This is a genomic window from Pseudomonas sp. B16120, from assembly GCF_044218845.1.
Lineage (GTDB): Bacteria > Pseudomonadota > Gammaproteobacteria > Pseudomonadales > Pseudomonadaceae > Aquipseudomonas > Aquipseudomonas paracarnis.
This window is the reverse complement of the sequence record NZ_CP162588.1, coordinates 5511569-5538096: the sequence shown is the minus strand read 5'-3', so window position 1 is coordinate 5538096 and position 26528 is coordinate 5511569. Positions and strand designations below refer to the sequence as shown.

Here is a 26528-nt window from a genome sequence, read left to right as displayed (position 1 = left end):
TATTTTGGTGCATTTACTAATGATTGATGCCATCAATCAGGAATACTCGGTAAACCGCACCTTTAAGACGATGTTGCAGTGCCTCTTGGTAGGCGGGGCTGGAGTACCACTCTCGAGCTGCTGCTATGTCCGGAAATTGAAGAATGACTGCGCCCTCAATCGGTCCGCCTTCGAGCACCTCCAGTTGGCCGTAGAAGGCCAATGGTGTGAGGTTCCGACCCTGGCGTGCCGCCGGTGCTTTACGGGCATAGAGTTTCAACTCAGCCTCGTCTGTGGTGTGTTCACGTGTGAAGACTACGTAGGCGGACATTGACGTAGTCTCAGGCCAACAGTTTGAGCAGCGAATGAGCCGTAGCTTCAGAGGAAGCTGGGTTCTGGCCAGTTACGAGCAACCCATCGACTTCGACATGAACGCTCCAGTCAGCACCCTTGGTATAGCGCCCACCATTTGCCTTGAGCATATCCTCTACCAGGAAAGGCACGATTTGAGTTAGACCCACCGCAGCCTCCTCGCTATTGCTGAAACCGGTTACTTTCTTGCCTGCAACCAGAGGTTTGCCATCTACACACTTGACATGGCGCAAAACCGCTGGTGCGTGACAAACCGCTCCGACAGGTTTGCCGGATTGGATTGATTGCTCGATCAGAGAGATAGAAAAGGTGTTCTCCGCAAGATCCCACAGCGGACCATGGCCGCCAGGGTAGAACACCGCATCAAACTCGGAACTGATCACGTCGCTCAGTTTCTCGGTGTTGGTCAGCGCGTGAGTGGCGACTGAATCGGTCTCAAAGCGACGGGTGGCGTCTGTCTGGAAGTCGGGCTCATTGCTCTTCGGGTCGATGGGTGGTTGGCCGCCTTTCGGCGATGCTAGGGTCACTTGCACGCCAGCGTCGATGAAGGCGTAGTAAGGCGCGGCCAGCTCTTCGAGCCAGAAACCGGTCTTCTCGCCAGTGTCACCAAGCTGGTCGTGGGAAGTCAGAACGAGGAGAATCTTCATGTCGTATACCTTGCAGTTGTGCGTGCTTGTGGATGTTTTGTAATGCGCTGCCTGTGTGGATAAGCAGTGCGGGAAGTTGGCTTATAGGCTCGCTTCAAGCACACGGCGGCTGACGTCTAAACTGACGTTTTTGTGTTCGCCGAGTGCGGTGAGGTGGTGTGTGTCGAGCTGGTTTATTAGCGCGTCTATAGCGTCAGTGCCGAGCTTGTAGGCGGATAAGTGCGTCGGTAAGCCCAGGCTCTCGAAGAACATCCGGGTCTGTTGTATGGCCGTGTCAATCCGTTGTTCTTCGTCCCCTTGGCTGATCTGCCAAACCCTCTCGGCGTACTGCAGCAGCTTCGCGTGCTTGGCTTCACGACGAATCTCTAGGTTCGCAGGAAGCACGATGGCCAGGGTCCGTGCGTGATCGATGCCGTACAGTGCGGTGAGCTCATGGCCGATCATGTGGGTGGACCAGTCCTGTGGTACGCCCGCTCCGATCAGGCCATTGAGCGCCAAAGTGGCCGTCCACATGAGGTTGGCACGCGTGTTGTAGTCCGCGGACTCTTTCAGTACAAGTGGGCCAATTTCGATCAGCGTTTGTAAAAGACCTTCGGCAAAACGATCTTGGACGCGCGCATCGATTGGGTAGGTCAGGTACTGCTCAATGACATGCACGAACGCATCGACAACGCCGTTTGCGAGTTGACGGGTGGGGAGGGTTTGGGTTTTGGTGGGATCGAGAATCGAGAATTGTGGAAACATGTAAGCGCTTCGAAACGGCAGCTTGTCTTGTGTCGCCCGGCGAGTAACCACGCCTCCATTGTTCATCTCCGAGCCAGTTGCCGGTAGGGTCAGAACGGTGCCAAATGGCAGCGCTCGTCGAATACTTGCACCCCGCGTTTCCAGAATGTCCCAAGCATCACCCTCGTAGCCAACAGCAGCGGCAACGAACTTGGTGCCATCGATGACCGAACCTCCACCGACAGCCAGGAGAAAATCCAAGCGATGGGTGCGAACCTGATCAACAGCCTTGATTAGCGTTTCATAGCTGGGGTTTGGTTCTATACCCCCGAATTCTTGCACTTCCCGAGAGCCTAATGCGTCACGGACTTCGCGGAGCGTACCGTTTGCACGAGCGCTCTGGCCACCATAGAGCAGCAGGATGCGGGCCGCAGCCGGAACCAGTTCATCCAGGCGGCTGATGGTTTCGTTGCCGAAGACAATTCGCGTAGGGTTGTAGAAGTCAAAATTAAACATTGCTTTAACTCCGATTAAATAGACCAGTCGTATATTTTTTGAGTAAATTTTTTACATTGAAAATCTCATCGGTCGGATATCTGACTGAGTAACAGAGAAGTAGTCTCGAAGGCCGCCTGCAAAGGCATCTGATCACGCGTGACCTTGGCCCTTAGACTGGCTCCGAGCCAAAGTTGGTACAGCATGGTCGCCAAGCCACGGGTGTCAGTACCGCCCGGCAGAGATCCATCGTTTACAGCGTCACTCACCGCATTGGCTAGACGAGTAATTACTCCTTCCATGCCATCCTGGACCACCATGCGCATTGGCTCCGATAGATCACTGACTTCCGCTGCAAGCTTCACTGCCAAGCATTTCCCCTCGGGATAACAGGCTGATTGGGTTTCAATCCAGGTAGCCCAGTAGGCCAGCAAGCGTTGTGCTGCTGATACACTTGGACGGTTCATAGCGTTTCCAATTGCACCATGTAGTCACTGAAATAGCTCTCCAAGAGCGCCTCGCCAAAGGCTTCCTTGGAATTGAAGTAATGATAGAACGAACCTTTTGGCACATTCGCAGATAGAAGGATTTCGCTCAAACCAACAGCTGTGAATCCTCGCCCGACGATGATGTTTTGAGCAGTGTCGAGGATGTGTTGCCGTACATCGGTGGTTGTCATCGTATTCATGGATGTACCATATCAACAATTAGACCAGTCGTCTACTTTGGGTTTTGAGCAAGCCCTCAACGAAATTTTGGTAATCGCAGTTCGTGAGCCAGCCATCACTTCATTTGATGCGCAGCATTATGTCGGTGCGATGATCGCCGCCGCGTTAGGAAGAAAGATCTATGATGCTCGTTGGAGGGGAGCAAATTGCAGCTCTTCTTGAACCGAGCTGATTTTGCTACAGCATTGCTTAGGCTGGGAACGAGTTTTGACATCCATCGTGAACCAAGCGGCTCGCCATAGTTTTGGACAACGAACTGTACGCATCAAATTTGACGAAAAATAGCGCGCTGCCTGCACTGTGGTTTGAGTCGGAACGGCTGCTGGGCGGATTATCCGGATCTGTGGACTGGAACAGTGGGTAATTGCACAGGCTTGCCCAGCCATTTGCATTCGACCTGACCAAGCATTTGCCTCGGATTTCACCATCACGTTGCGTGAACCATGACCGGCAGAGAGCGACCATGGCTCTGTGAGAATGCCTGCGATTGTCTATTCTTCAACCCAATAACTGCATGACAAAATTGTTGTAGCCCTAATGATTCTGCTTTGACTAGAGGGGCTAAATCGAATCGTTTTCATGACACTTAGAATGACTGCTTCTTAGCTGATTGCCTCGGAGCACAGCATGGGTGAGTCGACCCAATGCTGCCGGTTGCGACAGACAGCAATGGGCAAATCCGTCTCGCGCTGCGTCGGCAGCCACCTCGACACGACTTTGAGGAGGGCATACGGATCTTGCCCATTCATGCGCGCTTAGATATCCAGGCAAATTTTGCCGAAATGCTGGTTGGTTTCCTGATACTTGAACGCTTCTACAATCTCGCTCATAGGGAAATGACGATCAATAATCGGGCGTATACCGTTAACGTTGATGGCTCGGACCATGTCTTGCTGCTGGCTGCGGCTGCCTACCAACACACCCTGCAGGCGCACTTGCTTGATCAGTGCCGGTACAAAATTCATTGCACCGCTTACGCCACTCAGTATCCCGATGACGGAGATGTGACCAGCAACCCGAACTGCAATCATCGATTGCTCAAGCGTCGCAGGGCCGCCGACTTCTATGATGTGATCAATACCGCGGCCCCCCGTTAGAGCGCGTGCAGTTTCGCCCCAGTTAAGGTCTTTGCGATAATTGATCACATGATCAGCGCCTAGTGCTTTCAGACGTTCAAGTTTTTCGTCGCTTGAAGAGGTAGCAATGACGGTAGCACCGGCCATTTTAGCGAACTGCAGGGCAAAAATTGAAACGCCACCAGTGCCTTGAACGAGCACGGTGTCGCCCGGCTTGAGTGAGTCATCGGCCATCAGAGCGCGCCATGCAGTAAGGCCGGCGGTGGTGAGCGTCGACGCTTCAGCGTGGCTGTATCCGGTCGGCGCGAGGGTGAACGATGTGGCTTGGGCAGTCACTTGCTCACGAGCGTAGCCGTCAATGCCATCACCTGGCACGCTAACAAAGCCTTCAACCAGTGGTGCGCCGCTGATCCACTCCGGGAAGAAGGTACTGACGACCGAGTCACCCACCTTGAATTCAGTGACATCTGGGCCGACAGCAATGACTTCGCCTGCACCATCGGCCATGGGGATGCGTTTTTCGCTAGGGCCCCACATACCGCTGACTACCGCGAAGTCGTGGTAGTTAAGCGAGTTGGCGTGCAGGCGCACGGTGATTTCGCCATGGGCTGCGGCTCGGGCTTCGCTGCTGCCAACCACAACCTTTTCATAGCCGCCACCGGGTTGGACGAAGATTGTTTTGCTGCTCATAGGGGTTTCCTTGTGTTTTCTAATTACGCGAAATAACGAAATGAAAGGTTAAAAATTACAAATCGCTGGTCAGCCTAGCCGCAAAGTCATCAATCGCCTCCTCGTTGCGTCGGTAATAAGTCCATTTTCCGATGCGTGTGGTTAGCACGAAGCCTGCACGTTGTAAGATAGCTAAGTGTGCAGACGCGGTAGAAGGTGAAAGCCGTGCCTTGTGCTGCAAATGGGTTACGCACACCCCTATGGCAGGATCGCCATGATCCTGAGGTGGGAAATTACTGAGAGGGTCTTTGAGCCACTCCATCATTTGCATGCGAGTGTCATTGCCCAGGGCTTTGAGCTGTGAATCGCCCCTAGTTTCGTAGACACCTCCAAGCCTTAAAATGAGGCCCATTAGGAGGTGCCATGAGCAACCAGCGTTATCCCGAAGAATTCAAAATCCAGGCGGTCAAGCAAGTGACCGAAAAGCAGCTTCCTGTCTCGGAGGTGGCTGCACGATTGGGTGTGTCCGTGCACAGCCTCTATGCCTGGGTTAAGCGCTACACCAAGCCCCAGGAACAGCGCGTTGAGGAGAATGATCAGAGCGCAGAGGTTCGTCGTTTACGTGCCGAGCTGAAACGGGTGACGGAGGAGCGAGACATCTTAAAAAAGGCCGCCGCGTACTTTGCCAAGGAGTGCGGCTGAAGTACGCCTTTATTAAGCAGCAAGCGGGTCACTACGCGATTCGACGGCTTTGCCTGACGCTCAAGGTTCATCCCAGCGGCTACTACGCGTGGCTATCAGAACCAAAATCTGCGCGAGGCAAGGACGATCAGCGACTGCTTGGATTGATCAAACACTCCTGGCTGGAAAGCGGTGGCGTTTATGGCTATCGCAAGATCCATGATGACCTGCGAGAGGTCGGTGAGAGCTGTGGCCGTCACCGGGTGGCTAGGTTGATGCGCCTTGAAGGTTTACGTTCTCAGACTGGGTATCGACGGAGGCCGGGAAAATATGGCGGTAAACCAGCCGTTGCCTCACCGAACTTACTGAAGCGCCAATTCGATGTCAGAGAACCCAACAAAGTCTGGGTCACAGACATTACCTACATCCGAACATATGAAGGCTGGCTGTATTTGGCCGTGGTGCTCGATCTGTTTTCACGCCAGATCATTGGTTGGTCAATGAAGTCGCAGATGACCAGCGACGTAGCCATTGATGCACTGCTGATGGCGGTTTGGAGACGTAAGCCGAAGCAAGAGGTGATGATCCACTCAGATCAAGGAAGTCAGTACAGCAGCTCAGACTGGCGAAGCTTCTTGAAAGCTAACAACCTGATAGCCAGCATGAGTCGTCGAGGTAACTGCCACGACAACGCTGTAGCGGAGAGCTTTTTCCAGTTGCTAAAGCGGGAACGGATCAAGCGTAAAATCTACACTACACGCCAGGATGCTCGGGATGATGTGTTCGATTACATCGAGATGTTTTACAACCCAAAACGACGCCACAGTTTCAACAATCAGCTGTCACCGGTAGAGTTTGAAAAGCGTTACGCAGCGAGCCTGGAGAGTGTCTAGAAAACCCGGGGCGATTCACTGTTCGAGTATCATGGCGGGCAATGTTACGGATTTTTACGAAATGTTCAATAAGTATTCTATTGCCCGGCGCAAGGGTTTGAAATCAAAAAAAAACGCATCTAGCTGAATCGCCCCGGGTTTTCGAGATACTCTTCAAGCTCGCTTGACTGCGGACGATCCAGTCGTTGGGAGAGTTTTACTCGTATTTATGCGCCTTTTAATGGTGCGATCTGCGTATTCGAGCAGAATGCTGCCCAGTCTTCCATTACTGCTCTGCGTTTCTCTAAGAAGTCAGAGTGGAAGTCGTCTGGTGAAGCTCATTGTCTTCGCGCTAGTGCTGACCATTTCGCGGCCTTCCCTTGACGGCAACCGCAGCCTTTATCGCAGCCTCGCTCCCCGTCTAGCTATTGCTTAGTACTGAATTTCATACTTTAAACTCACGAAGGTGGCCCAGTCAGCCATCAAGCTACGGCGTTTTTCTAGCAAATCACTGCGCCAATAAGCAGCTTCTGCTCCGCTCGCGACCACATGAGCCAGAGACATTTCGCAAACCTCGAGTGCGTAGTCGGTTTTCTCTGCGGCCCAATCTCGGAATGTGCTGCGAAACCCATGCGCGGTAATGATTCGGTCATTGTTGTTACGCCAACCTTTACCGCCATCTTCCAAATCCCTCTGATCCATGCGTTGCAATGTCATGAGCATGGCCATATTGATGATCGGCTTACCCGTGCGTGTACCCGGAAATAGAAGCGAGCTATCGTTGAATCGGGGCACCCGTTTAACAATGTTACGAGTGCTTCGCTGAACGGGACGGTATGAGTTTTGCCAGCTTTCATGCGCTCTGCGGGAATAAGCCATAGCTTGGCTTTCAAGTCGATTTCACTCCAGCGGGCGGCAAGGACTTCGCTGGTTCGACACGCCGTGAGAATGGTCATTTTGAGTGCGCAAGCGGATTGTCCTTCGACACGGTCAAGCGCTCGCATAAAACGAGACAACACTAAGTAGGGCAATGCGGGATGATTTTGAGTCCGTTTCGTCTTGGATGTTGAAGGTAGCACTTTGTCCAGGTGTCCACGCCAGCGTGCTGGATTTTCACCATCGCGCAACCCGCGTGCTTTAGCTGCATCGAGAACCAATTCGAGTCGATTGCGTACCCGGCTAGCAGTTTCGGCTTTGCTGGCACAGATGGGTTTGAAAATTTCGAGAATATGCTCGGTGGTGATCTGGTTTGTTGCGAGGTCACCGATAATGGGGGGCGGCATAAGTCGCCAGTGTGTTTGTCCATTGCTGGGAATGGTTTACGTTTTCCCAGCCGGGACGATGGGCCTCTAATTAATCGACTGACACGTCTTGGAAGTTGATTGATTTGCTTTTTCGTTGCTGTTCAGTAGTGAGTTGCACAGCTCGTTCGTTGTCACGAGCTTGTAAGGGGTCAATGCCATCTCGCAGTAAACGACATCTATCACTGCTTTTTTGTCGAGCCTCCTTCAGGCCTTTTGCAGGATCGGCGCCTAAACGTGATATCAATACTTCAAGCGATCACTCACCCAGAAAATCTTCGTGTTCTGTCGCTGCCTCGGTAATGGATAACGATAGAATTGCCGCGCGCAACAGGTCCTGGCGTTTGCGTTCATTGGCGCCACGAGATTGCCAGGTGAAACTGCGTGCACTGGAACGGGCTGCGGTGGCCAGGCGCAATGAATCGGCGTTGGTGAGCCGCCCCAGGATGACAACCACAGGCCGACGTACCGGGTGAAAATCTTCGGCGAGATAATGTAACGCAATGGTGGCATAGCCTATCGTCCAGGCGCCCAAGAGCCCTCGGAGTTCACGTTCGGCCTGGGTATCGATGTCGCCGTTGGCGGTCGCTAGTTGGCGGCCCAGACGGTCCGCGGTCCGGGTCTGCCACCCCCTGAAAGACCATCTGTTCGGATGGCGGCCAATACGCCTAAAATCCCTGCGGACGGCGCGATGCAGCCGATATCGGGTTGCAAGGAGGTTGGAGGGGAAGATCAGGGCGAAAATCAACGTGCCGCATGCGATGCCGAGCAGCAGTATCAGCACACCATTGAAGAAACCGGCAGCGTCGAACATCTGCGATGTGTTTTGCGGTGGGACAGACTCCAGAAAATAATCGCGAAACTGGCCCCCGGCGCAGCGGTACGTGGATGACGCATTGCCAGTCCTGCGGCAAACATGAATCCGCCTGTAATGACCGCCAGCATGGCAAAGTCGGATACAGCAGGCAGCAGCACGAAATTGCACAGCGCCGCAGCGACGGCCGCGCAAGCCGCGCCCGACATGAAGCCGATACCGCCCGCCACGGGGTCCGCCCGGGTGGCAAACAGTGAGCACATCACACTCACGATCGTCACGAAACCAGGACCGGACGACCAGCCGGTAACAATGCAGAACAACGCTGCCGCAGTACGGTAAGAAACGTTCGCAAACCATTGTGTACAGCGCGACTGAATCGATGTGAAAAGCCAATGGCAACGCACGTGCCTTCCCATGAGCGAGCGACTCCCATTGTACCAATGACTGGTGTAGCGATTCGAGCAATACGCTCAGCCGGTCGAGCAAAATTAGCCTGGACGTGGGCAACTGTTCTACGGTGAGCGCTTCCCGCGAGTAAGCCACTTTGACACGTTCGTTCAGTGATGCGACAGCCATGTGCATGGCTGATGGATTGACGGCGATAGCTTCCAGCAATGCCTGCGATTCACCCGTCAGTTCGAGTCCGCCAACTCGCGATGCTTTTGAAAGCTTTACCTGCAGCGACTGGGCCGCAGCCAATTGCGCAAACGTCGCTGCGGTGCAGACCTGAAAACTGCCCATTGAGTGTTTCATGACCGTCGAGCCTGCCGCCGAGTATTCCAGCGCGGTATGCAGATTTATCGCCTTGGCAAAGAGCCGATGCAGTGCAACATCGTTCACTTCGCCTTTGAGTGCTACGGCGCAGGTCGCCGCCGATTGCTGGATGTAACTGTCAAGCTGCGCACGGACATCGTGACGACTAGCACACTACCGCATTGATCCAGAGTGACTGCGTTGCTGGCCGATTGCATCTGTGCATTGCTCATCGAGTGTTCTCCGCAGGTTCGAACGGGGCCGACTGCTAAAGATGAAGGTTGCTGGTCAGAGGAGGGCCGTGCGGGCCCGGCATCAGTGCATCGGGTCATATTGCTTCTCTTTAATGAACAGCGCCGGGATCAGGCCGCAGAACAGATAGGCAACACCCATCGCCAGGAAACCCATGCCGATTGAGCCGCCGGTGGCGAGATAGCCGATACCGGCCGGTGCAATCGCAGCACCTACGCGACCAATGTTGTAGGCACCGCCCACGGCCGAGCCGCGAATCTTGGTCTCGAAGCTCTCGGTCATATAGGTGGCGTTCACGCCATAAGGGATGCCGTACAGGAAGCCAAAGAAGATCAGCAGGTAGGCAATGTTTTCTGGCGATTGGTAGAACACAATCAGTGGCAGGAACAGCGCAGTGCCAAGCGCGCCGAAGGAGTACATCACGCGCCGCCCGAACTTGTCGGCCAGCCAGCCGGCGACCACCTTGCCGAGGATCATGGCGACATAGGTGCCGACCATGTAGAGGGTCATCGCCTTGAAGCTCATGTGCAGTTCTTTTTCCAGGTAGGTCGGCATCCAGTTGTTGGATCCGTAGTAGCCGAACTGCAGAAAGCTGGCGGTCAGCGACCATAGAATGAACATACGGCGATGCTTCGGATTGCCGAAGATCAGCTTGATCGCGCTTTCAGGTTTTTCCTGACTGACGCTGTGCTTTTGACCATCGCTTTTTGCCTGCCCAGCGACCCAGGCAGGTGGTTCAGGAATAACGCGGCGCATCACTACGGCCATTAACACTGGCATGATTGCGATGTAGAACAACCAGCGCCAGCCGTAGGTCGGCAGGATCCAGCCGCTCAGTAGTGTGGCCACCACGTCTCCTGGAGTGCGCACAAGGCAGTACTGCGCCGCTTAGTCGGTACATACTCGGCCAGCAGCGTGTTGCAGACCACGTATTCGGCACCCAGGCCTAGTGCAGCAATGAAGTGGAATACCGCAAACTCGGTGTAGCTGTGGGTCATGCCGAGCGCGGCAGTACCGACCGAGAAGACGACGATGGTCCAGACCACAGTCCGCACCCGGCCATAGCGGTCAGCAGCCCAACCGCCGAAAATGCCACCGATCGCCATTCCGACCAGCGTAATGCTGCCGAGCATGCCTGCTTCAAGACTGGTCAGTTGGAACTCTTTCGTCAGGCTCGACAGGCTGTACGACAAAAACATCAGGTCGGCGCCATCGACCATCAGACCGAGAAAGGCAAACCCGAACACCAGCATCTATTTCCTGTCTTGCGTAGGCGCTAAGGTGTCAATTTGGGCTTTTACCAATGCCATGATTGCGTCCTCTAATTGTTTTAATAGGATGGCTGGCGGACTAAGGTCAGGCAGTCCGCAGGCTAGCCAGCCGGTTGGCAATCAAGTCTCCCGCGTCGCCGACAATGCGCGAGACCAATTGCTCGACGGTGGGGATGTCGTAAACCAGACCCTGGGCCATGCCGACGCTCCATACCCCGTTGTCCCAGTCACCGCTGCTGTAGACCGCGCGGCCACGCGTGCCGGCCACCAACGGCGCCACATCCGGGAACTGCGTACCCGTCTGCTTTTCGAGACTGATTACCTGTTCGGTCAGTGCATTTTTGTGCACGCGCCAAGTATTATTGAAACTGCGCAGAACCAGCTCGGTCTGGCGCTCGTCAGCCTCGACCAGACGACGCTTGATGTCGGGGTGAGCCGGCGCCTCTTGGGTGGCCATGAAGCGTGTGCCCATGATGATGCCGTCGGCGCCCAATGCCAGGGCTGCCACCAGGCCGCGGGCGTCGGCAAAACCACCCGAAGCGATCAGAGGGATTTTGATTGAGTCGGCCGCACGAGGGATGAGTACCAAGCCGGGAATGTCATCCTCGCCCGGGTGGCCGGCGCACTCGAAGCCGTCGATCGAGACTGCATCGACGCCGATCTGCTCGGCCTTGAGCGCGTGCCGCACCGATGTGCATTTATGGATGACCTTGATCCCGGCTGTCTTGAAGCGGTCCATATAGGCGACCGGATTGTTGCCTGCAGTTTCGACAATCTTGATGCCGCTGCGGATGATGACGTCGATGTACTCGTCGTAGGGGATCGGCCGGATCGCCGGCAGGAAGGTCAGGTTGACGCCAAACGGCTGAGTCGTCATCTGGCGACAGCGCTCGATCTCCGCATGCAGATCATCTGGGCTGGGCTGCGTCAGAGCGCTGAGAAAACCCAGAGCGCCACTGTTGGCAACGGCGGCCACCAGCTCGGCGCGGGCAATCCATTGCATGCCGCCCTGGATGATGGGGTGCATGACCCCGAAGGTTCGGGTGAAGTTGGTTGATAACATGAGGTCTCCTGATTAAGCGTCGTGTGGTAGTGGGTGTCAGGCCAGCAGGTTGGCTTCGGTACGGCTCTGCAGGTAGTCGAACGTGACGCCGGGCGCCATGGCCTTGACTTGTAGGCCGGCTTGGGTGACGTCCAGCACGGCCAAATTGGTGTAGATACGCGTCACAACACCCGCAGCTGTCAGTGGTAAGTTGCAACGTCGCAATAGACGAGGGCGACCCTGGGTGGTGTGCTCCATCAATACCCATACCTGCTTGGCGCCAAAGGCGAGTTCCATGGCCCCGCCAACGGCCGGAGGCGTCCCAGGATCAAGCCGGGTCCAATTAGCCAGATCACCGTTTTCAGCAACTTCGTAAGCGCCTAGAATCGCTAGATCAAGATGACCGCCGCGCATCATTGCGAAACTGAGTGCCGAGTCGAAAATGGCCGAGCCTGGCAGCAGTGAAATGGGCTGCTTGCTGGCGTTGATCAGGCAAGGGTCGGCCTCGTTAGCGGGTGGGCGAGCGCCGAAATGCAAGATGCCATTTTCACTGTGGAGGAAAATTTCACGCTCAGGTGCCATCAGGTTGCCGACCAGTGTGGGTAAACCGATTCCCAGGTTGACGTAGGCGCCATCCGGTATGTGTTGTGCGGCATGTGCGGCGATCTGCTCACGGGTCCACGGCGTCACCCCGTTTTCAAGGTTGAGAACGGGGTTCATAAGTACTCCTGAGTTGCCGATTTATTGGCCAATACAACACGGTCGATGAAAATGCCGGGTGTGACCACGGCTTGCGGGTCAACTGTCCCCAATTCCAAGAACTCGTCCACCTCCACGGCCACCAGATCGGCGGCGGTCGCCATGAGGGGATTGAAGTTCCGGCCTGTCAGGTGATAGATCAAGTTGCCGTAACGGTCAGCCGCGCGCGCGCGCAGCAGTGCGAAGTCGGCTCGCAGGGGCAACTCAATCAAGTAGTCTTCGTCGCCGACACGGTGAATGGTTTTTCCGTCGGCCAACATGGTTCCGATGCCGATTGGACTTAGAAAGCCTCCGAGGCCGGCTCCCCCGCAACGTATCCGCTCCGCGAGGGTGCCTTGCGGAACCAGCTCCAATTCAATCTTCTTGTCGCGGTAGGCGTTGCGGAAGACGGTCGCACCCGCAGTCAAGGGGTAGGAGCAAATCAGCTTGCGTACAAGGCCGGCAGCGATCAGCATCGCCACCCCTTCACGGTCGTAGCCAGCGTTATTCGAGATCACCACCAGATCCCGAGCACCTTGGTCGAGCACTGCTTCAAGCAGCCCTGTCGGCAAACCAGCGCTGCCAAAGCCGCCGATCATCACGCAACAACCATCTTTGAGGTTCTCTATGGCTGCGGTGTGGGACTCCACATATTTGTTAATCACAGCATTGCCTCCTGAACACGTCGCTTTGCAGGACTTCATCTTCAGGAATGCAGTTGATAACATCAATCAACCGTAAGTTTTGATTCTATAAGCTAGTCTTATGATGTCTGGCAGTATCGACCTGGATCACAATTAGGTGGAATGGCTGTCTATAGAGCCGTTGATAAATGGGTTATTTGTGATGGAAATTGAATTACGCCACTACCGCTATTTTTTGGCGCTGGCCGAAGAGTTGCACTACGCCAAGGCCGCCGAGCGCTGCGGCATTTCGCAACCAGCACTTAGCCAACAAGTGCGCGCACTGGAAGAGCGCGTGGGCGCCAGCCTATTGTCGCGTAGCCGACGCCATTTGGAGTTGACGGAAGTCGGCAAGGTGTTCTATGCCCAGGCGGTTGCCATGCTACGTCAGGCCGATGCTGCCAATTCGGCCATCGTAGAGGTGGCTCAAGGCCGGTCAGGTCGGGTGGTGATCGCCTATCTCGCCTCGGCCGCGTTGTCAGGTGCATTGCCCGGTATCGTGTACCTGTATCGACAGCAAAGGCCCCACGTCGAGTTGGTCCTGCACCAGATGGATATGGAGGAACAGATCGATGCTGTGACCAAGGGGCTGTGTGATGTTGGGTTTATTCGTCCACCCATTGCATTGCCCGAGGGGGTGGCGTTGTTTGATGTATTGCGCGAACCGTTGATGGTGGCACTGCGCAGCAATCATCGCTGCGCCGCAATGGCTCGCGTGCGCCTGGAAGATTTGCAGGATGACACGCTCATCAGCGTGCACCGCAAGGAAGGTATCGGTTTCTATGACACAACGATGAAGGCTTGCGCTGCTGCGGGCTTTGTTCCGCGGGTCGAAGTCATTTCGTCGCAGATGTCGATCGTGATCAGCATGGTGGCGGCCGGTTTTGGCGTTGCAATCGTGCCCGCATCGACGCGTACTTTCATGCCGCCCGACGTGGTGTTTCGGTGCATTGAAGGGTGTGATGTGACGACGGCATTGTCGATGATCCATGCCCGCAATAATCAGTCACCAGCCGTCCAGTTATTCACCAAGATGGCACGCGACTGGGCCCGCAGTACGTCCATAGCGAGCGTCAGCATTAGCAGGTAACCGATGGCGTCAGAGTGAGTCAATGGTGCCAGGCCGCGTAGGTTTCCACCGCCACGAGGCAAAGAGGCGAGGCGGCGAACCGCTAGGCCTCCCGGAATTACAAAGCGCTATTGCTTTTGCGGGTCGAACTGCTTATCTCTGATAAACAACGCCGGGATCACGCCGCAGATAAAATAGGCTGCGCCCATGACCAGAAAACCCAAGCCAATCGAGCCGTGAGAGGCGAGAAATCCAATTGCTGCCGGAGCAATCGCTGCGCCCAGGCGCCCGATATTGTAAGCACCGCCTACAGCAGATCCTCGGAATTTTGCCTCGAAACTTTCAGTCATGTACGTGGCGTTTACACCGTATGGAATACCGTACAAGAAGCCAAATACCACCAGCATCCACAGGATATTTTCCGGGCTTTGAAATAACACGATCACCGGCAGGAAGAGTGCCGTTCCCAATGCTCCAAAGGCGAAGACGGCGCGGCGCCCAAGACGGTCAGCCGCCAGACCTGCGAGTATTTTACCGAGGATCATGGCGGTGTAGGTACCAACCATGTAGGCCGTCATGGACTTGAGGTTCATGCCCAGTTCGCTTTCCAGGTAGGTTGGCATCCAATTGTTGACACCGTAATAGCCGAATTGTAGAAAACCAGCAGTCAAAGCCCAAAAAATGAACATGCGGCGAGCCTGTGGGTCGCTAAAAATAAGTTTGTACTTACTATCGCTTTTTTTGCTCGCTACTTTCGTGATGCCATCGATTTTTTGCTTGGCACGCTCAGCCTGAGCGTTGATCCACGCTTGTGGTTCTGGGACAAAGCGTTGCATCACTACGGCCAAAATCACCGGGATAATGGCAATGTAGAATAGCCAGCGCCAGCCATGGATCGGTAGGATCCAGCCCGCCAGTAGCGTCGCAACGATATAACCTACTGACCAACCTGCTTGCAGCGTGCCGAGTACAGTTGTGCGGTAGCGAGTGGGTACGTATTCAGACATCAGCGTATTGCAAGCCACATACAGTGCACCGATCCCTAGCGAGGCCACAAAACGGGTGATCGCGAATTGCCAATAGTTATGCGTCATGCCGAGCACTGCCGTGCCAACTGAAAAAAGTATGATACTCCAGACTACCGTTTTCACTCGACCGAAACGATCGCAGGCCCAGCCACCGTAAATGCCCCCGATCGCCATTCCAGCCAGGGTAAAGCTTCCCAGGCTGCCGGCCTCTATGTTGCTCAGACCGAATTCGGCTTTCAAGCTACTGAGGCTGTAGGAAAGAAACATCAGATCGGCACCGTCGATCAAAAGTCCTAGAAAGCAGAAGATAAATACCAGCACCCAAGTGTTTGTCTTGGCCTGCGCACTTGCGCCGACATGAGCAGAAGCTTCCATAACGTTTCCTTATTGTATTTATAGGGAAGGGGGGGCTTTAACGCGTATTTGAAGGTTTGAGGGGTCAGCCTTGTGCGTCGCGAATCATGTTGCGGGCGATGACGATCTGCTGGATCTGAGTGGTACCCTCGTAGATGCGGAACAGACGGACGTCCCGATAGAAGCGCTCGATCGCGTATTCGCTGACGTAACCGGCGCCACCGTGGATCTGCACGCAACGGTCGGCAACCCGTCCGCACATTTCAGTGGCGAACATCTTGGCGCAGGAGGCTTGCGTGCTGACGTTAAGTCCGTCGTCACGCTGGCGTGCGGCATCCAGGACCATGCAGCGGGCTGCATAGATTTCCGCCTTGCTGTCGGCAAGCATCGCCTGGATCAGCTGGAACTCGGCAATCGGCTTGCCGAATTGTTTGCGCTCAATCGCATATTGCAGTGAATCGGCCAACATGCGCTCGGCGGCGCCGACGCTCAGGGCGGCAATATGCAGGCGACCTTTATCCAGGACTTTCATGGCGGTTTTAAAACCCACGCCTTCAACGCCACCGATCAGTTGGCTGGCGGGAACGCGGGCATTTTCAAAGATCACGTCGCAGGTGTGAGCGCCTTTGTGGCCCATCTTGTGATCGGGTTTACCCAGGGAAATCCCGACCGTGTCACGCTCGACGATGAACGCACTGATGCCACCGGCACCCTTGATGTTCGGATTGGTGCGCGCCATCACGGTGAAGATGTTGGCGTGGGGCGCATTGGTGATGAAGCGCTTGGTGCCGTTGAGGGTATAGCTGTCGCCGTCACGCACGGCCGTGGTTTTGAGCGAGGCGGCATCAGACCCTGAGTCAGGTTCGGTCAGGCAGAAGGCACTGAGCAGCTCGCCGCTGGCCAGCTTGGGCAGGTACCTGGCTTTCTGCTCCGGGCTGCCATCGAGCAGAATGCCGATAGAGCCGATGCCGTTGTTGGTCCCGATGTAAGAACGAAAGGCCGGGGAGGTACGCCCCAGTTCGAAGGCGATCTTGACCTCTTCTTCCATGGTCACGCCCATGCCGCCGAACTCTTCCGGCAGGGTCAGGCCGAACAGCCCCATCTCTTGCAAGTGCACGACGATGTCGTCCGGGATGTTGTCGGTCTCGGCCACCTCGTTCTCACGGGGAATCAGTACTTCGCTGACGAACTGACGAAGGGAATCCAGCAGTATCTGCAGGGTTTCGGTATCACGGATCATGTGCGCTCCCAAGGCTCGCAAGCGAGCCGGTTTTTTAGGGCGCCGTTACTCCGTGCGTCAGCGAGCAGCGGCGCCAATGTTATTGACCATGTTGATCAGGCGAGGCCCGATATCGTCCACGAGCTGCTCACGGGGTAGCTGAAAGCTCGGTCCACCGCAGTTGAAGGTCAGCAACCCGTACTGCGGGTGCAGCAACGGCACTGCGACGGAGTTGACGTCGCGGTGCCACTCACCGACTGACAGGCAGAAGCCGTAGTCGGCGTAATCCCTGAACGCTCTGTCCAGGCCCTTGCGGATGGCTGGCCATTGCTCCGTTTCACGCTGGCGAATGTGGTCGAGCAGAAATTCCCGCTCGGTTTCCGGCATCGCCGCCAGGCACGCCCGGCCCACCGAACTCTGTGCCAGCGGCAAGTAGCTGCCGATCTGCCGGCGCATGGTCATGTTGCCCTGACCCTGGACCACATCCAGGTACACCATCTGCAGTCGATCGCGGGCGGCCATCGCGACGGCCGCCTGAGCGTGATTGGCCAAATCCTCCATCAACGGATGGGCCACTGTGCGAATCGCCAGGTTCGACAACATGGCGTAACCGAAACCCAATACGCCGACGTCCAGCTGATACTTGCCTGAATGTACTTCACGCTTGAGGCAGCCCAGCCGCATCAGCGTATTGGTCAGCCGCGTCACGGTCGGTTTGGGCAGCCCGGTCATCCGCGCCAGGTCCTGATTGCCGAGCACATTGTCCCGCGGCGTGAAACAGCGCATCAGCTCAAGCCCGCGGGCCAACGCCGTCACGAACTGGCCAGTGCTTTCGTCATCGCTCAGCGCGCTGGCGGGATCGAGCATGCCCATCTTCAGCAAGCCGATTTCATCCGTTCCTTTCGACTGGTCCACGGCCTGGTGATCTGCCTTGTTGCGACCCATGGTAGAACCTCGCTTTCGAGAAATGCAAGAAAATAAAATACAGTTTCGCCTGGCGAAATTGTATTCGCTGCTTTAAAAAAAACCAACTCATTTATAGTTATTTAGTAAGACCCTGTATTTAAAGGATTAAACAATATTTATCAGTTTGCCTGTTTACAGGGATTTATAAGCGTCTCTATGATTAATCATTATTACGGTATTCAGTTTCGTATAGCGAAACATAATAAGAGGTAGGTATGGACTCCCAGCCCAACGCTGTAGTGACTCTGCACATTCGCGATGACGCCGTCGCTGTCGTACGGATCCAGCGGCCCGAGGTCAAGAACGCGCTCAACAGCGCCGTGCGCGAACAGTTGGCAGAAATCTTTCGCGCCCTGGCTGGCAATGAACGGGTGCGTGCGATCGTTCTCACCGGTGGTGAACAGTGCTTTGTCGCCGGTGCCGATATCCGCGAGTTCGCCGAGGCCAGCCCTATCGAGATGTATCGCCGCCACACGGAGTACCTGTGGGAGGCCATTTCTCGTTGCCCTAAACCTGTGATCGCCGCGGTGAACGGTTTTGCCCTGGGCGGCGGCTGCGAACTGGCGATGCACTGCGACATCATCGTTGCAGGGCAGTCGGCACGCTTTGGCCAGCCGGAGGTCAAGTTGGGCCTGATGCCGGGCGCCGGTGGCACCCAGCGGTTGATTCGCGCCGTCGGCAAATTCCAGGCGATGCGTATCGCCCTCACGGGATGTCTGGTCCCGGCCCCCGAAGCGCTGGCCATGGGCATGGTCAGCGAGGTGGTGAGTGACGAGCGCACAGTGCCGCGCGCCCTCGAGCTGGCCGCTGAAATAGCCGCCTTGCCGCCGCTGGCTGTGGCGCAGATCAAGGAGGTGCTGCTGCTCGGCGCTGACTTGCCCCTGGACAGCGCCCTGGCGTTGGAGCGCAAGGCGTTTCAGTTGCTGTTCGATTCCAGGGACCAGAAAGAGGGCGCCAATGCCTTCCTTGAAAAACGCAAAGCCACCTTCTCGGGAGAGTGAAGCATGACACGCGAGATCAACCGTATGGCTGTGGTGGGGGCTGGCATCATGGGCACCGGCATTGCCCAGATTGCAGCCCAGGCCGGTATCCAGGTGCTGTTGTTCGATAACCGCGAAGGCGCCGCCCAGGCTGCTCGCGATAACCTTGAACAGACGTTGGGCAAGCTGGCGAGCAGGGGCAAGATCCTCGGCGCAGATGCACAGGCCACACTTGATCGCCTGCAGGTAGCGACCGCGTTGACCGAGCTCAAGGAGGTCGACCTGGTCGTCGAAGCCATTATTGAGCGCCTCGATGCCAAGCAGGCGTTGCTCGCCCAGCTTGAAGCTGTCGTCGCTGACGATTGCATTCTGGCCACCAATACCTCGTCGCTGTCCGTGACCAGCATCGCCCGGGAGTGTCGTCGTCCTGAGCGAGTCGCGGGGTTCCATTTCTTTAACCCGGTACCACTGATGAAAGTCGTCGAAGTCATCGACGGCCTGGCCAGTGATCCGCTAGTCGGTGATCGCCTGCAGACGTTGGCGGCGCGCATGGGCCACCGGGGTATTCGGGCCAAGGATACGCCGGGGTTCATCATCAACCATGCGGGACGCGCCTATAGCACCGAAGCCCTGCAAATACTCAAGGAAGGCGTGGCCGAGCCTGCCGAAATCGACCGCATCCTGCGCGAAGGCCTGGGGTTTCGCATGGGCCCGCTGGAGCTGTTCGACCTGACGGCCCTGGATGTCTCGCACCCGGTGATCGAGTCGATCTATAACCAGTTTTACCAGGAGCCTCGCTATCGCCCGGCCGCATTGACTCGGCAGATGCTTGAGGCCGGATACGTCGGGCGTAAGGTCGGGCGAGGCTTTTACCGGTATGCCAATGGCCAAATGGTCGATGCGCCCCCGGCGCAGGCAGTGCCGATCATGGAGACCCTACCGCCGGTGTGGCTGGGGGCCGAGAACGAGACCGATCGTGTCAGCCTGATGGCGTTGCTGGAGCAGTTGGGCGCGCAGGTAGAGCAGGACGCCACGCCGTCCAGCGAAGCACTCTGCCTGCTGGCGCCCTATGGCCTGGATGCCACCAGCGCTGCGGTACGCTTTGCCACCGACCCGACGCGCACGGTATGCATCGACCCGCTGCTCGACAGCGCTCGCTACCGCACGTTGATGCTAAACCCGGCCACCCGAGTCGACATGCGAAATGCCGCACATGCAGTGTTCGCTCGCGATGGCGTCGGAGTCAGCGTGATCAACGACAGTGTCGGCTTCGTCGCTCAGCGTGTGCTGGCCATGATCGTCAACCTGGCCGGCGATATCGTCCAACAGCGCATCGCCAGCGTTGATGACCTGGATGAAGGTGTTCGCCGAGGGCTGGGTTATCCAAAGGGGCCGTTGGCCTGGGGTAACAGCGTTGGCAGCAAACGCCTGCTGACCATCCTGGAGCGCATGACCGAACTGACCGGCGATCCGCGTTACCGGCCGAGCCCTTGGCTGCGTCGACGCGCGACCCTCGGCCTATCGCTGTGCCACACCGAGCCGACACTGACCTGACCTGACCTTAACGCCTAGGATACTTTTATGCTCGACGCCTACATCTTCGCAGGGCTGCGTACTCCCTTCGGTCGTCACGGTGGTGCACTCGCACCGGTGCGCCCCGATGATCTTGCGGCTCATGTGATTCGAGAACTGCTTGCGCGATATGCCATCCCTGGTGACGCTATCGAGGACGTGATCCTCGGCAATACCAACCAGGCAGGTGAGGACAGTCGCAATATCGCCCGCCACGCGGCGCTGCTCGCCGGTTTGCCAGTGACGGTGCCGGGGCAGACAGTCAATCGATTGTGTGCCAGTGGTCTGGCCGCCGTGATCGACGCAGCCCGCGCGGTGACCTGCAAGGAAGGCGAACTTTTCATCGCTGGCGGGGTGGAAAGCATGTCTCGCGCCCCCTTTGTCATGGCCAAGGCTGAAGCCGCCTACAGCCGTGATTTGACGGTCTTCGACAGTACCATCGGCGCGCGCTTTCCCAACCCGAAAATCGTCTCCGAATTTGGCAATGACAGCATGCCTCAGACGGGAGACAACGTGGCCCATGAGTACGGTATCGACCGAACACAGGCCGATATTTTTGCCGCAGGCTCGCAAGCGCGGTACGAAGCAGCGCGCAAGGCTGGCTTCTTCGCTGACGAACTACTTGCGGTGAGCGTACCCACCGGCCGAAAGACTCCGCCCAACGTGATTGAACAGGACGAACACCCGCGTCCGCAATCGGATTTCGCGGCACTGACTCGCTTGCAGCCTTTGCTCGAAGGCGGCGTGGTGACTGCGGGCAACGCTTCTGGTGTGAATGATGGTGCCGCTGCTTTGCTGATTGGCTCCTCTGCCGCTGGCGAACGCCATGGGCTGGTACCTATGGTGCGAATCCTGTCTGCAGCGGCCGTTGGTGTGGCGCCTCGCATCATGGGCGTCGGTCCGGTAGAGGCGATTCATAAGGCGTTGGCGCGAGCCGGACTGAGCTTGGCGGATATGGACATCATCGAAATCAATGAAGCTTTTGCCAGTCAGGTTCTGGGCTGTCTTAAAGGACTTGGCCTTGCTTTCGACGATCCTCGCGTGAACCCCCATGGCGGTGCCATTGCCGTAGGGCATCCGCTGGGCGCTTCGGGTGCGCGATTGGCACTGAGCACCGCACGGGCGTTGCAGCTAAGTGGCAAACGTTACGCGGTGGTCAGTCTATGTATCGGCGTCGGCCAAGGGCTGGCGATGGTTATCGAGCGCGTCTGAATGCGCGCAAAAAAGGTGGTATGAAATGGGTGCTTTGACTGGATACCGCGTGCTCGACTTGAGCCGTGTGCTGGCCGGTCCTTGGTGTGGCCAGACCCTGGCCGACCTGGGAGCCGAAGTCATCAAGGTTGAACGACCGGGTGCGGGTGACGATACCCGTGGTTGGGGGCCGCCATGGATGAAGGGTCAAAACGATGAGACCACACGTGAAGCCTCCTATTACCAATCGACCAACCGTGGCAAGTTATCGGTGGCGCTGAACCTGGCGAGCGCCGAAGGCCAGGAGCTGGTACGCGCGTTGGCCACCGACTGTGATGTGCTGATCGAAAACTACAAGGCGGGGTCTTTAGCGAAATACGGACTGGATTATGCCTCCTTGTCTCAGCTCAATCCGCGGTTGGTGTATTGCTCGGTGACTGGCTTCGGGCAGACCGGGCCGCGAGCTGCAGAGCCGGGTTATGACTTCATCATCCAAGGCATCGGCGGGCTGATGAGCATCACCGGGGAACGTGATGACCTACCCGGTGGCGGGCCGCAGAAAGTTGGCGTGGCGTTCTCCGACCTGATGACAGGGCTCTACTCGACGGTCGCCATTCAGGCTGCATTGCTCAGCCGCGAGAAAAGCGGCGTGGGTCAATACATCGATATGGCGCTGCTCGACGTTCAGGTCGCCACACTGTGCAACCAGAGTCAGAACTACCTGTCTTCCGGTAAAGCCCCAGGCCGCTACGGTAATGCCCACGCCAACATCGTGCCGTATCAGGTATTCCGCGCCAGTGATCAGGATTTCGTTATCGCCTGCGGTAATGACTCCCAGTTCGTTGGACTCTGCGAGGCTATCGGTCTGACGGACCTTCCTTTAGACCCTCGCTTTGCGCGCAATGCGGACAGAGTGACGAATCGGGAGGCAGTCATCGAGATTCTTGCGCAGCATTTTCTCGGCGCCACCGCCGATGAATGGGTGCGACGTATTCACCCGCAGGGCGTGCCGATAGGGGTGATCAACAGCATTGCCCAGGCACTGGATGAGCCGCAGGTGAAAGCGCGCAATATGCTGGTGAACATCCCCCATCCGCTGAAGGCAGATTTCGTGACGGTGGGCAGCCCCATCAAGTTGTCGGGCACGCCGGTGGAGTATCTGCGCCCGGCCCCGATGCTGGGTGAACATACGGATGAAGTTCTCAAGCGTCAGTTGGGCCTGGACGATGAACGCCTGGCCGAGTTGAAGGCACGCGGCGTCATCGAGCAACTTGGCGAACGCTGATATGCATGACCTCGCACGCCACCTGAGCTGTCGGGTCAATTTTCACCATTGGAGCCTGTCATGAAAGTCCTCGTAGCCATCAAACGGGTGGTCGACTACAACGTGAAAGTTCGCGTCAAGGCGGACAATTCCGGCGTCGATCTTGCCAATGTCAAGATGTCGATGAACCCGTTCTGCGAAATCGCAGTGGAAGAAGCCGTACGCTTGAAAGAACTCTCTATAAAAGAAGGGCGCGTTGCGACTGAAATCGTCGTCGTCTCCGTCGGCCCGTCCACCGCTCAAGAGCAGCTGCGCACCGCGCTGGCTCTGGGTGCCGACCGCGCCATCCTCGTCGAATCCGCTGAAGATCTGACTTCCCTGGCCGTGGCCAAACTGTTGAAAGCGGTTGTCGACAAGGAACAGCCTCAGCTGGTGATCCTTGGCAAACAAGCCATCGACGGCGACAACAACCAGACTGGCCAGATGCTCGCTGCATTGAGCGGCTACGGTCAGGGCACCTTCGCGTCCAAAGTCGAAGTGTCCGGCGACACCGTTGCCGTGACTCGCGAAGTCGACGGCGGCGCGCAGACAGTTTCCCTGAAGCTGCCAGCCATCGTCACCACCGACCTGCGTTTGAACGAGCCGCGCTACGCGTCCCTGCCTAACATCATGAAAGCCAAGAAGAAGCCTCTCGAAGTGCTGACTCCGGACGCTTTGGGCGTTTCCACCGCCTCCACCAACAAGACCGTGAAAGTCGAAGCGCCGGCTGCACGCAGCGCGGGTATCAAGGTCAAGTCGGTGGCTGAACTGGTCGAGAAACTGAAAAACGAAGCGAAGGTAATCTAATCATGACTATCTTGGTAATCGCAGAACACGACAACAAGGTAGTGGCCCCGGCCACCCTGAACACCGTGGCTGCCGCTGCGAAAATTGGTGGCGACATCCACGTCCTGGTCACTGGCCAGAACGTTGGCGCCGTGCCTGAAGCCGCCGCGAAAATCGCAGGCGTAGCTAAAGTGCTGGTGGCCGACAACGGCGCCTACGCGCACCAACTGCCGGAAAACGTCGCTCCTCTGGTTGCAGAGTTGGGCGCTGGTTACAGCCACATCCTGGCTGCCGCGACTTCCAACGGCAAAAACATCCTGCCGCGCGTTGCTGCGCTGCTGGACGTCGACCAGATCTCCGAAATCATTTCGGTTGAATCGGCTGACATCTTCAAACGTCCAATCTACGCCGGTAACTCCATCGCCACCGTGCAATCGAACGCTGCCGTCAAAGTAATCACCGTACGTAGCACCGGCTTTGACGCCGTCGCAGCTGAAGGTGGTTCGGCTGCTGTCGAAGCAATTGCAGCTGCTCACAATGCGGGCATTTCTTCCTTTGTTGGCGAACAGCTGGCCGAGTCCGATCGTCCTGAGCTGACCGCGGCCAAGATCGTCGTTTCCGGCGGTCGCGGCATGCAGAACGGCGACAACTTCAAACACTTGTACGCCCTGGCCGACAAGCTGGGCGCGGCTGTTGGCGCTTCCCGCGCTGCGGTCGACGCAGGTTTTGTTCCCAACGACATGCAGGTCGGTCAGACCGGCAAGATCGTTGCTCCACAGCTGTACATCGCGGTCGGTATCTCCGGCGCAATCCAGCACCTGGCCGGCATGAAAGACTCCAAAGTGATCGTTGCGATCAATAAGGACGAAGAAGCGCCGATCTTCCAGGTGGCTGATTACGGCCTGGTGGCGGACTTGTTCGAAACCGTACCAAAACTACATCAATTGATCTGAAACGTCGTGATGACCAGTCCAGGCGCTATGACATCAGCCAGATCCGTGTGCATGAGCGCAGCGTGAGTCCGAGTCGAGCGCCCACGAGGCCGTAGAAGAATACCGTTACGGTATCCAATCCATTGAAGGACCGACGACATACATACATGCCCGCGCGAGCTGGCTTCTTTAGTCGCGGCTATTCGGAAAACTTCGCATCTGTTTCATCAACCGACCCCAGGGCCTCATCGCCCTGTGTGAGATCCACAACTAAAAAAATAAAAACTGAGGGCTCCAACATGGAATGCAACACTCGAATACTCGCCGCCCGACTATTGCTCGCGGGTGGTGTCATCAGCCTCTCGACTCCCGCCGCTGCTGACTTTATCAAGGACAGCAAAGCCAGCCTGGAACTGCGTAACTTTTATTTCAACCGGGATTTTCGCCAGTACAACGCAGCGCAATCCAAACAAGAAGAATGGGCGCAAGGTTTCCTGCTGCGTTATGAGTCGGGCTATACCGAGGGTTTGATCGGTGTCGGTTTCGATGCCATCGGCCTGCTGGGGGTCAAGCTCGACTCCAGTCCTGATCGCGCCGGCTCTGGCCTGCTCAAACGCCACAGCGACACACGCAAAGGAGCCCAGGACGAATATGGTGAAATGGGTTTGACGGCGAAACTGCGCACCTCGAAAAGCACGCTTAAGCTCGGCACGCTGCTGCCCAAACTGCCGACGGTATTGGCCAACGATTCACGGCTGCTGCCACAAACCTTCGAAGGCGTTCAATTGACCTCGCTGGAAATCGATGGCTTGACCGTGGATGCCGGGCGGCTGACGCAGGTTAACCAGCGCGACTCCTCAGACTATGAAGACATGAGCATCACCCGCACCGGCGCCAAGGGCATCATCAGTCGGCGGGTGGACAGCGACAGCTTCGATTTCGCCAGCCTGAACTACAAGTGGACCGGCAACCTCACCACCGGCTACGCTTACGGCCATCTCGACAATTTCTACGACCAGCACATGGTCAACCTAACCTACATATTGCCGGTGACCACCGGCCAGTCATTGAAGTCGGATCTGCGCTTCGCCCGTTCTAAAGACGATGGCGGCAGTAACGTCGATAACAATGCGTTTGGCGCGATGTTCACCTACAGCCTTGGCAGTCACGCCTTCGGCCTTGGTTATCAAGCTATGCGCGGCAACACAGGTTTCGCCTACATCAATGGTACCGACCCGTTCCTGTTGAACTTTGTGCAGATCAGCGACTTCGCCAGCAAGGATGAGCGGTCCTGGCAAGCGCGCTACGACTACAACTTCGCGGCCATTGGCATACCCGGTCTAACCTTCATGACCCGCTACCTCAACGGCTCCAACGTTGACTTGGGCAGCAACCGTCCCGAGGGCAAGGAATGGGAACGCGATACCGACATTGGTTATGTCGTGCAGGGAGGACCGCTGAAGAACGTTGGGGTGAAATGGCGTAATGCGACCGTACGCTCGACCAACTTTGGCAACGATCAAGATGAAAATCGATTGATCATCAGTTATACGTTGCCGATCTGGTGAGTAACGGACGTAGCCGACGGAAAAAACGCTGAAAAGCCCTCCGCGTCCTGGAGGCTAAGCCCGCCAGGTTGACGTGTTCCGCCTGGCCCAGCGCAAACCTATCGATCCTCGCGGGTTTGCCACAGGCGCAGTAGGTAGATAGTGGATTTCACTATCTCGTAACGCATCTCGTCGTGGCCGATCTGTATTCGGCGCACATCCGGGGGCTCAAATTTTTTCAGCTGTTCGCCAATCCGCGGATTTTCAGCAGTGTGGTCGGCGCGGCCGTGAGTGGCTGTACCGTTCGTGCGGCCGCAGGCTGATGGTTATGTCTGGGGCAGCAGATACGACCAGAACCTTGAACGTCATCTTGATCAAACCGAGGTGAACAAACTGTTCCCTGACAAGGCTCTGGCAAGGATAGTCGAACGGCCCGTCGCTGATCGATTCGGCCGACCAGTCGACTTCGACCAGCACTTTCT

23 protein-coding genes and 4 pseudogenes are annotated in these 26528 nt (G+C 56.7%); 10 read left to right on the top strand and 17 right to left on the bottom strand.

The genetic code is table 11. The features are described 5' to 3' along the window. Nucleotides 1-16: 16 nt before the first annotated feature. The 4 genes and pseudogenes from AB4P90_RS25905 to AB4P90_RS25890 form a co-directional block, all read right to left on the bottom strand. Nucleotides 17-310 carry a DUF1330 domain-containing protein gene (locus tag AB4P90_RS25905; RefSeq protein ID WP_010562395.1) on the bottom strand — a complete coding sequence of 98 codons (294 nt, stop codon included), beginning with the start codon at nucleotides 308-310 and terminating at the stop codon, nucleotides 17-19. 10 nt (nucleotides 311-320) lie between these two features. Beyond that, entirely contained in the window at nucleotides 321-998 is a 678-nt protein-coding gene (locus AB4P90_RS25900) for a type 1 glutamine amidotransferase domain-containing protein (protein WP_010562396.1), read from the bottom strand. Nucleotides 999-1079: 81 nt separating this feature from the next. Beyond that, complete coding sequence (locus tag AB4P90_RS25895) at nucleotides 1080-2237, bottom strand: iron-containing alcohol dehydrogenase (RefSeq protein ID WP_236202542.1); 1158 nt, start codon at nucleotides 2235-2237, stop codon at nucleotides 1080-1082. Between the two features lie 65 nt (nucleotides 2238-2302). Then, nucleotides 2303-2895 (bottom strand): annotated as a pseudogene (locus AB4P90_RS25890) (TetR/AcrR family transcriptional regulator). Between the two features lie 7 nt (nucleotides 2896-2902). Between AB4P90_RS25890 and AB4P90_RS25885 the strand changes: the two are divergent. Then, nucleotides 2903-3106 carry a hypothetical protein gene (locus tag AB4P90_RS25885; RefSeq protein ID WP_130926025.1) on the top strand — a complete coding sequence of 68 codons (204 nt, stop codon included), beginning with the start codon at nucleotides 2903-2905 and terminating at the stop codon, nucleotides 3104-3106. Nucleotides 3107-3699: 593 nt separating this feature from the next. Here the strand turns inward: AB4P90_RS25885 and AB4P90_RS25880 are convergent. Together AB4P90_RS25880 and AB4P90_RS25875 are read right to left on the bottom strand one after the other, a co-directional pair. Beyond that, a complete protein-coding gene (locus AB4P90_RS25880) occupies nucleotides 3700-4710 on the bottom strand; it encodes an NAD(P)-dependent alcohol dehydrogenase (RefSeq protein WP_010562400.1) in 1011 nt (336 codons plus the stop codon). A 55-nt stretch (nucleotides 4711-4765) separates the two neighbouring features. Beyond that, complete coding sequence (locus tag AB4P90_RS25875; RefSeq protein ID WP_395605475.1) at nucleotides 4766-5101, bottom strand: ArsR/SmtB family transcription factor; 336 nt, start codon at nucleotides 5099-5101, stop codon at nucleotides 4766-4768. 11 nt (nucleotides 5102-5112) lie between these two features. On the opposite strand from AB4P90_RS25875, the gene AB4P90_RS25870 reads away from it, so the two are divergent. After that, nucleotides 5113-6263, top strand: a protein-coding gene (locus AB4P90_RS25870; protein ID WP_395605474.1) for an IS3 family transposase whose coding sequence is annotated in 2 segments (ribosomal slippage) — nucleotides 5113-5347 and nucleotides 5347-6263 — 1152 coding nt in all. Because the reading frame shifts where the segments join, the coding sequence is not laid out codon by codon here. Nucleotides 6264-6674: 411 nt separating this feature from the next. Here the strand turns inward: AB4P90_RS25870 and AB4P90_RS25865 are convergent. From AB4P90_RS25865 to AB4P90_RS25835, 7 genes and pseudogenes are all read right to left on the bottom strand, one after another. After that, a complete protein-coding gene (locus AB4P90_RS25865; protein ID WP_373419523.1) occupies nucleotides 6675-6959 on the bottom strand; it encodes an integrase in 285 nt (94 codons plus the stop codon). Beyond that, complete coding sequence (locus AB4P90_RS25860; RefSeq protein WP_395605473.1) at nucleotides 6956-7525, bottom strand: tyrosine-type recombinase/integrase; 570 nt, start codon at nucleotides 7523-7525, stop codon at nucleotides 6956-6958. The genes AB4P90_RS25865 and AB4P90_RS25860 overlap by 4 nt, the downstream gene beginning before the upstream one ends. A gap of 277 nt (nucleotides 7526-7802) precedes the next feature. Continuing rightward, a pseudogene (locus tag AB4P90_RS25855) lies at nucleotides 7803-8776 on the bottom strand (FUSC family protein). Between the two features lie 652 nt (nucleotides 8777-9428). Further along, nucleotides 9429-10618: pseudogene (locus AB4P90_RS25850) on the bottom strand (MFS transporter). Nucleotides 10619-10721: 103 nt separating this feature from the next. Then, nucleotides 10722-11699, bottom strand: coding sequence for a nitronate monooxygenase family protein (locus AB4P90_RS25845; protein WP_221732857.1), 978 nt, complete (start codon nucleotides 11697-11699; stop codon nucleotides 10722-10724). Nucleotides 11700-11735: 36 nt separating this feature from the next. Next, complete coding sequence (locus AB4P90_RS25840; protein WP_010562408.1) at nucleotides 11736-12398, bottom strand: 3-oxoacid CoA-transferase subunit B; 663 nt, start codon at nucleotides 12396-12398, stop codon at nucleotides 11736-11738. Further along, nucleotides 12395-13081 (bottom strand): CoA transferase subunit A, encoded by a 687-nt coding sequence (locus AB4P90_RS25835; protein ID WP_010562409.1) that lies wholly within the window; start codon nucleotides 13079-13081, stop codon nucleotides 12395-12397. Before AB4P90_RS25835 ends, AB4P90_RS25840 begins: the two co-directional genes overlap by 4 nt. Nucleotides 13082-13262: 181 nt before the next feature. Between AB4P90_RS25835 and AB4P90_RS25830 the strand changes: the two genes are divergently transcribed. Continuing rightward, the gene (locus tag AB4P90_RS25830) at nucleotides 13263-14189 is read left to right on the top strand and encodes a LysR family transcriptional regulator (RefSeq protein ID WP_010562410.1); all 927 of its coding nucleotides are present in this window, start codon (nucleotides 13263-13265) and stop codon (nucleotides 14187-14189) included. Between the two features lie 107 nt (nucleotides 14190-14296). Here AB4P90_RS25830 and AB4P90_RS25825 read toward each other — a convergent pair whose 3' ends face one another. The 3 genes from AB4P90_RS25825 to AB4P90_RS25815 all read right to left on the bottom strand — a co-directional run bounded on the left by AB4P90_RS25825 (nucleotide 14297) and on the right by AB4P90_RS25815 (nucleotide 17714). Next, nucleotides 14297-15571 carry an MFS transporter gene (locus AB4P90_RS25825; RefSeq protein ID WP_010562411.1) on the bottom strand — a complete coding sequence of 425 codons (1275 nt, stop codon included), beginning with the start codon at nucleotides 15569-15571 and terminating at the stop codon, nucleotides 14297-14299. Nucleotides 15572-15635: 64 nt separating this feature from the next. Continuing rightward, nucleotides 15636-16790, bottom strand: a complete 1155-nt coding sequence (locus AB4P90_RS25820) for an acyl-CoA dehydrogenase family protein (RefSeq protein ID WP_010562412.1) — start codon at nucleotides 16788-16790, stop codon at nucleotides 15636-15638. A gap of 57 nt (nucleotides 16791-16847) precedes the next feature. Further along, nucleotides 16848-17714: an IclR family transcriptional regulator gene (locus AB4P90_RS25815; RefSeq protein ID WP_010562413.1), complete on the bottom strand. Its 867-nt coding sequence runs from the start codon at nucleotides 17712-17714 to the stop codon at nucleotides 16848-16850. 236 nt (nucleotides 17715-17950) lie between these two features. Between AB4P90_RS25815 and AB4P90_RS25810 the strand changes: the two genes are divergently transcribed. The 7 genes from AB4P90_RS25810 to AB4P90_RS25780 all read left to right on the top strand — a co-directional run bounded on the left by AB4P90_RS25810 (nucleotide 17951) and on the right by AB4P90_RS25780 (nucleotide 26067). Further along, nucleotides 17951-18736, top strand: coding sequence for an enoyl-CoA hydratase (locus AB4P90_RS25810; RefSeq protein ID WP_010562414.1), 786 nt, complete (start codon nucleotides 17951-17953; stop codon nucleotides 18734-18736). 3 nt (nucleotides 18737-18739) lie between these two features. After that, on the top strand, nucleotides 18740-20269 hold the full coding sequence (locus AB4P90_RS25805; protein WP_010562415.1) for a 3-hydroxyacyl-CoA dehydrogenase: 1530 nt from the start codon (nucleotides 18740-18742) through the stop codon (nucleotides 20267-20269). Nucleotides 20270-20296: 27 nt separating this feature from the next. Continuing rightward, on the top strand, nucleotides 20297-21499 hold the full coding sequence (locus AB4P90_RS25800) for a 3-oxoadipyl-CoA thiolase (RefSeq protein ID WP_010562416.1): 1203 nt from the start codon (nucleotides 20297-20299) through the stop codon (nucleotides 21497-21499). A gap of 25 nt (nucleotides 21500-21524) precedes the next feature. Continuing rightward, nucleotides 21525-22763, top strand: a complete 1239-nt coding sequence (locus tag AB4P90_RS25795; protein WP_010562417.1) for a CaiB/BaiF CoA-transferase family protein — start codon at nucleotides 21525-21527, stop codon at nucleotides 22761-22763. A gap of 60 nt (nucleotides 22764-22823) precedes the next feature. Beyond that, nucleotides 22824-23588, top strand: a complete 765-nt coding sequence (locus AB4P90_RS25790) for an electron transfer flavoprotein subunit beta/FixA family protein (protein WP_010562418.1) — start codon at nucleotides 22824-22826, stop codon at nucleotides 23586-23588. A gap of 2 nt (nucleotides 23589-23590) precedes the next feature. After that, the gene (locus tag AB4P90_RS25785) at nucleotides 23591-24520 is read left to right on the top strand and encodes an electron transfer flavoprotein subunit alpha/FixB family protein (protein ID WP_010562419.1); all 930 of its coding nucleotides are present in this window, start codon (nucleotides 23591-23593) and stop codon (nucleotides 24518-24520) included. Between the two features lie 278 nt (nucleotides 24521-24798). Beyond that, nucleotides 24799-26067 carry an OprD family porin gene (locus tag AB4P90_RS25780; protein WP_010562420.1) on the top strand — a complete coding sequence of 423 codons (1269 nt, stop codon included), beginning with the start codon at nucleotides 24799-24801 and terminating at the stop codon, nucleotides 26065-26067. 98 nt (nucleotides 26068-26165) lie between these two features. On the opposite strand, the pseudogene AB4P90_RS25775 reads toward AB4P90_RS25780, so the two are convergent. Continuing rightward, a pseudogene (locus AB4P90_RS25775) lies at nucleotides 26166-26392 on the bottom strand (type II toxin-antitoxin system RelE/ParE family toxin). Nucleotides 26393-26528 lie beyond the last annotated feature (136 nt).

Excerpts from the sequence above, each read along its gene's own strand:
- AB4P90_RS25795 (WP_010562417.1), top strand. The coding sequence starts at position 21,525 with ATGGGTGCTTTGACTGGATACCGCGTGCTCGACTTGAGCCGTGTGCTG.
- AB4P90_RS25845 (WP_221732857.1), bottom strand. The coding sequence starts at position 11,699 with ATGTTATCAACCAACTTCACCCGAACCTTCGGGGTCATGCACCCCATC.
- AB4P90_RS25785 (WP_010562419.1), top strand. The coding sequence starts at position 23,591 with ATGACTATCTTGGTAATCGCAGAACACGACAACAAGGTAGTGGCCCCG.
- AB4P90_RS25860 (WP_395605473.1), bottom strand. The coding sequence starts at position 7,525 with ATGCCGCCCCCCATTATCGGTGACCTCGCAACAAACCAGATCACCACC.
- AB4P90_RS25900 (WP_010562396.1), bottom strand. The coding sequence starts at position 998 with ATGAAGATTCTCCTCGTTCTGACTTCCCACGACCAGCTTGGTGACACT.
- AB4P90_RS25880 (WP_010562400.1), bottom strand. The coding sequence starts at position 4,710 with ATGAGCAGCAAAACAATCTTCGTCCAACCCGGTGGCGGCTATGAAAAG.
- AB4P90_RS25800 (WP_010562416.1), top strand. The coding sequence starts at position 20,297 with ATGCTCGACGCCTACATCTTCGCAGGGCTGCGTACTCCCTTCGGTCGT.
- AB4P90_RS25830 (WP_010562410.1), top strand. The coding sequence starts at position 13,263 with ATGGAAATTGAATTACGCCACTACCGCTATTTTTTGGCGCTGGCCGAA.
- AB4P90_RS25875 (WP_395605475.1), bottom strand. The coding sequence starts at position 5,101 with ATGGGCCTCATTTTAAGGCTTGGAGGTGTCTACGAAACTAGGGGCGAT.
- AB4P90_RS25805 (WP_010562415.1), top strand. The coding sequence starts at position 18,740 with ATGACACGCGAGATCAACCGTATGGCTGTGGTGGGGGCTGGCATCATG.
- AB4P90_RS25905 (WP_010562395.1), bottom strand. The coding sequence starts at position 310 with ATGTCCGCCTACGTAGTCTTCACACGTGAACACACCACAGACGAGGCT.
- AB4P90_RS25865 (WP_373419523.1), bottom strand. The coding sequence starts at position 6,959 with ATGACATTGCAACGCATGGATCAGAGGGATTTGGAAGATGGCGGTAAA.
- AB4P90_RS25885 (WP_130926025.1), top strand. The coding sequence starts at position 2,903 with ATGGATGTACCATATCAACAATTAGACCAGTCGTCTACTTTGGGTTTT.
- AB4P90_RS25780 (WP_010562420.1), top strand. The coding sequence starts at position 24,799 with ATGGAATGCAACACTCGAATACTCGCCGCCCGACTATTGCTCGCGGGT.
- AB4P90_RS25825 (WP_010562411.1), bottom strand. The coding sequence starts at position 15,571 with ATGGAAGCTTCTGCTCATGTCGGCGCAAGTGCGCAGGCCAAGACAAAC.
- AB4P90_RS25840 (WP_010562408.1), bottom strand. The coding sequence starts at position 12,398 with ATGAACCCCGTTCTCAACCTTGAAAACGGGGTGACGCCGTGGACCCGT.
- AB4P90_RS25820 (WP_010562412.1), bottom strand. The coding sequence starts at position 16,790 with ATGATCCGTGATACCGAAACCCTGCAGATACTGCTGGATTCCCTTCGT.
- AB4P90_RS25895 (WP_236202542.1), bottom strand. The coding sequence starts at position 2,237 with ATGTTTAATTTTGACTTCTACAACCCTACGCGAATTGTCTTCGGCAAC.
- AB4P90_RS25815 (WP_010562413.1), bottom strand. The coding sequence starts at position 17,714 with ATGGGTCGCAACAAGGCAGATCACCAGGCCGTGGACCAGTCGAAAGGA.
- AB4P90_RS25790 (WP_010562418.1), top strand. The coding sequence starts at position 22,824 with ATGAAAGTCCTCGTAGCCATCAAACGGGTGGTCGACTACAACGTGAAA.
- AB4P90_RS25810 (WP_010562414.1), top strand. The coding sequence starts at position 17,951 with ATGGACTCCCAGCCCAACGCTGTAGTGACTCTGCACATTCGCGATGAC.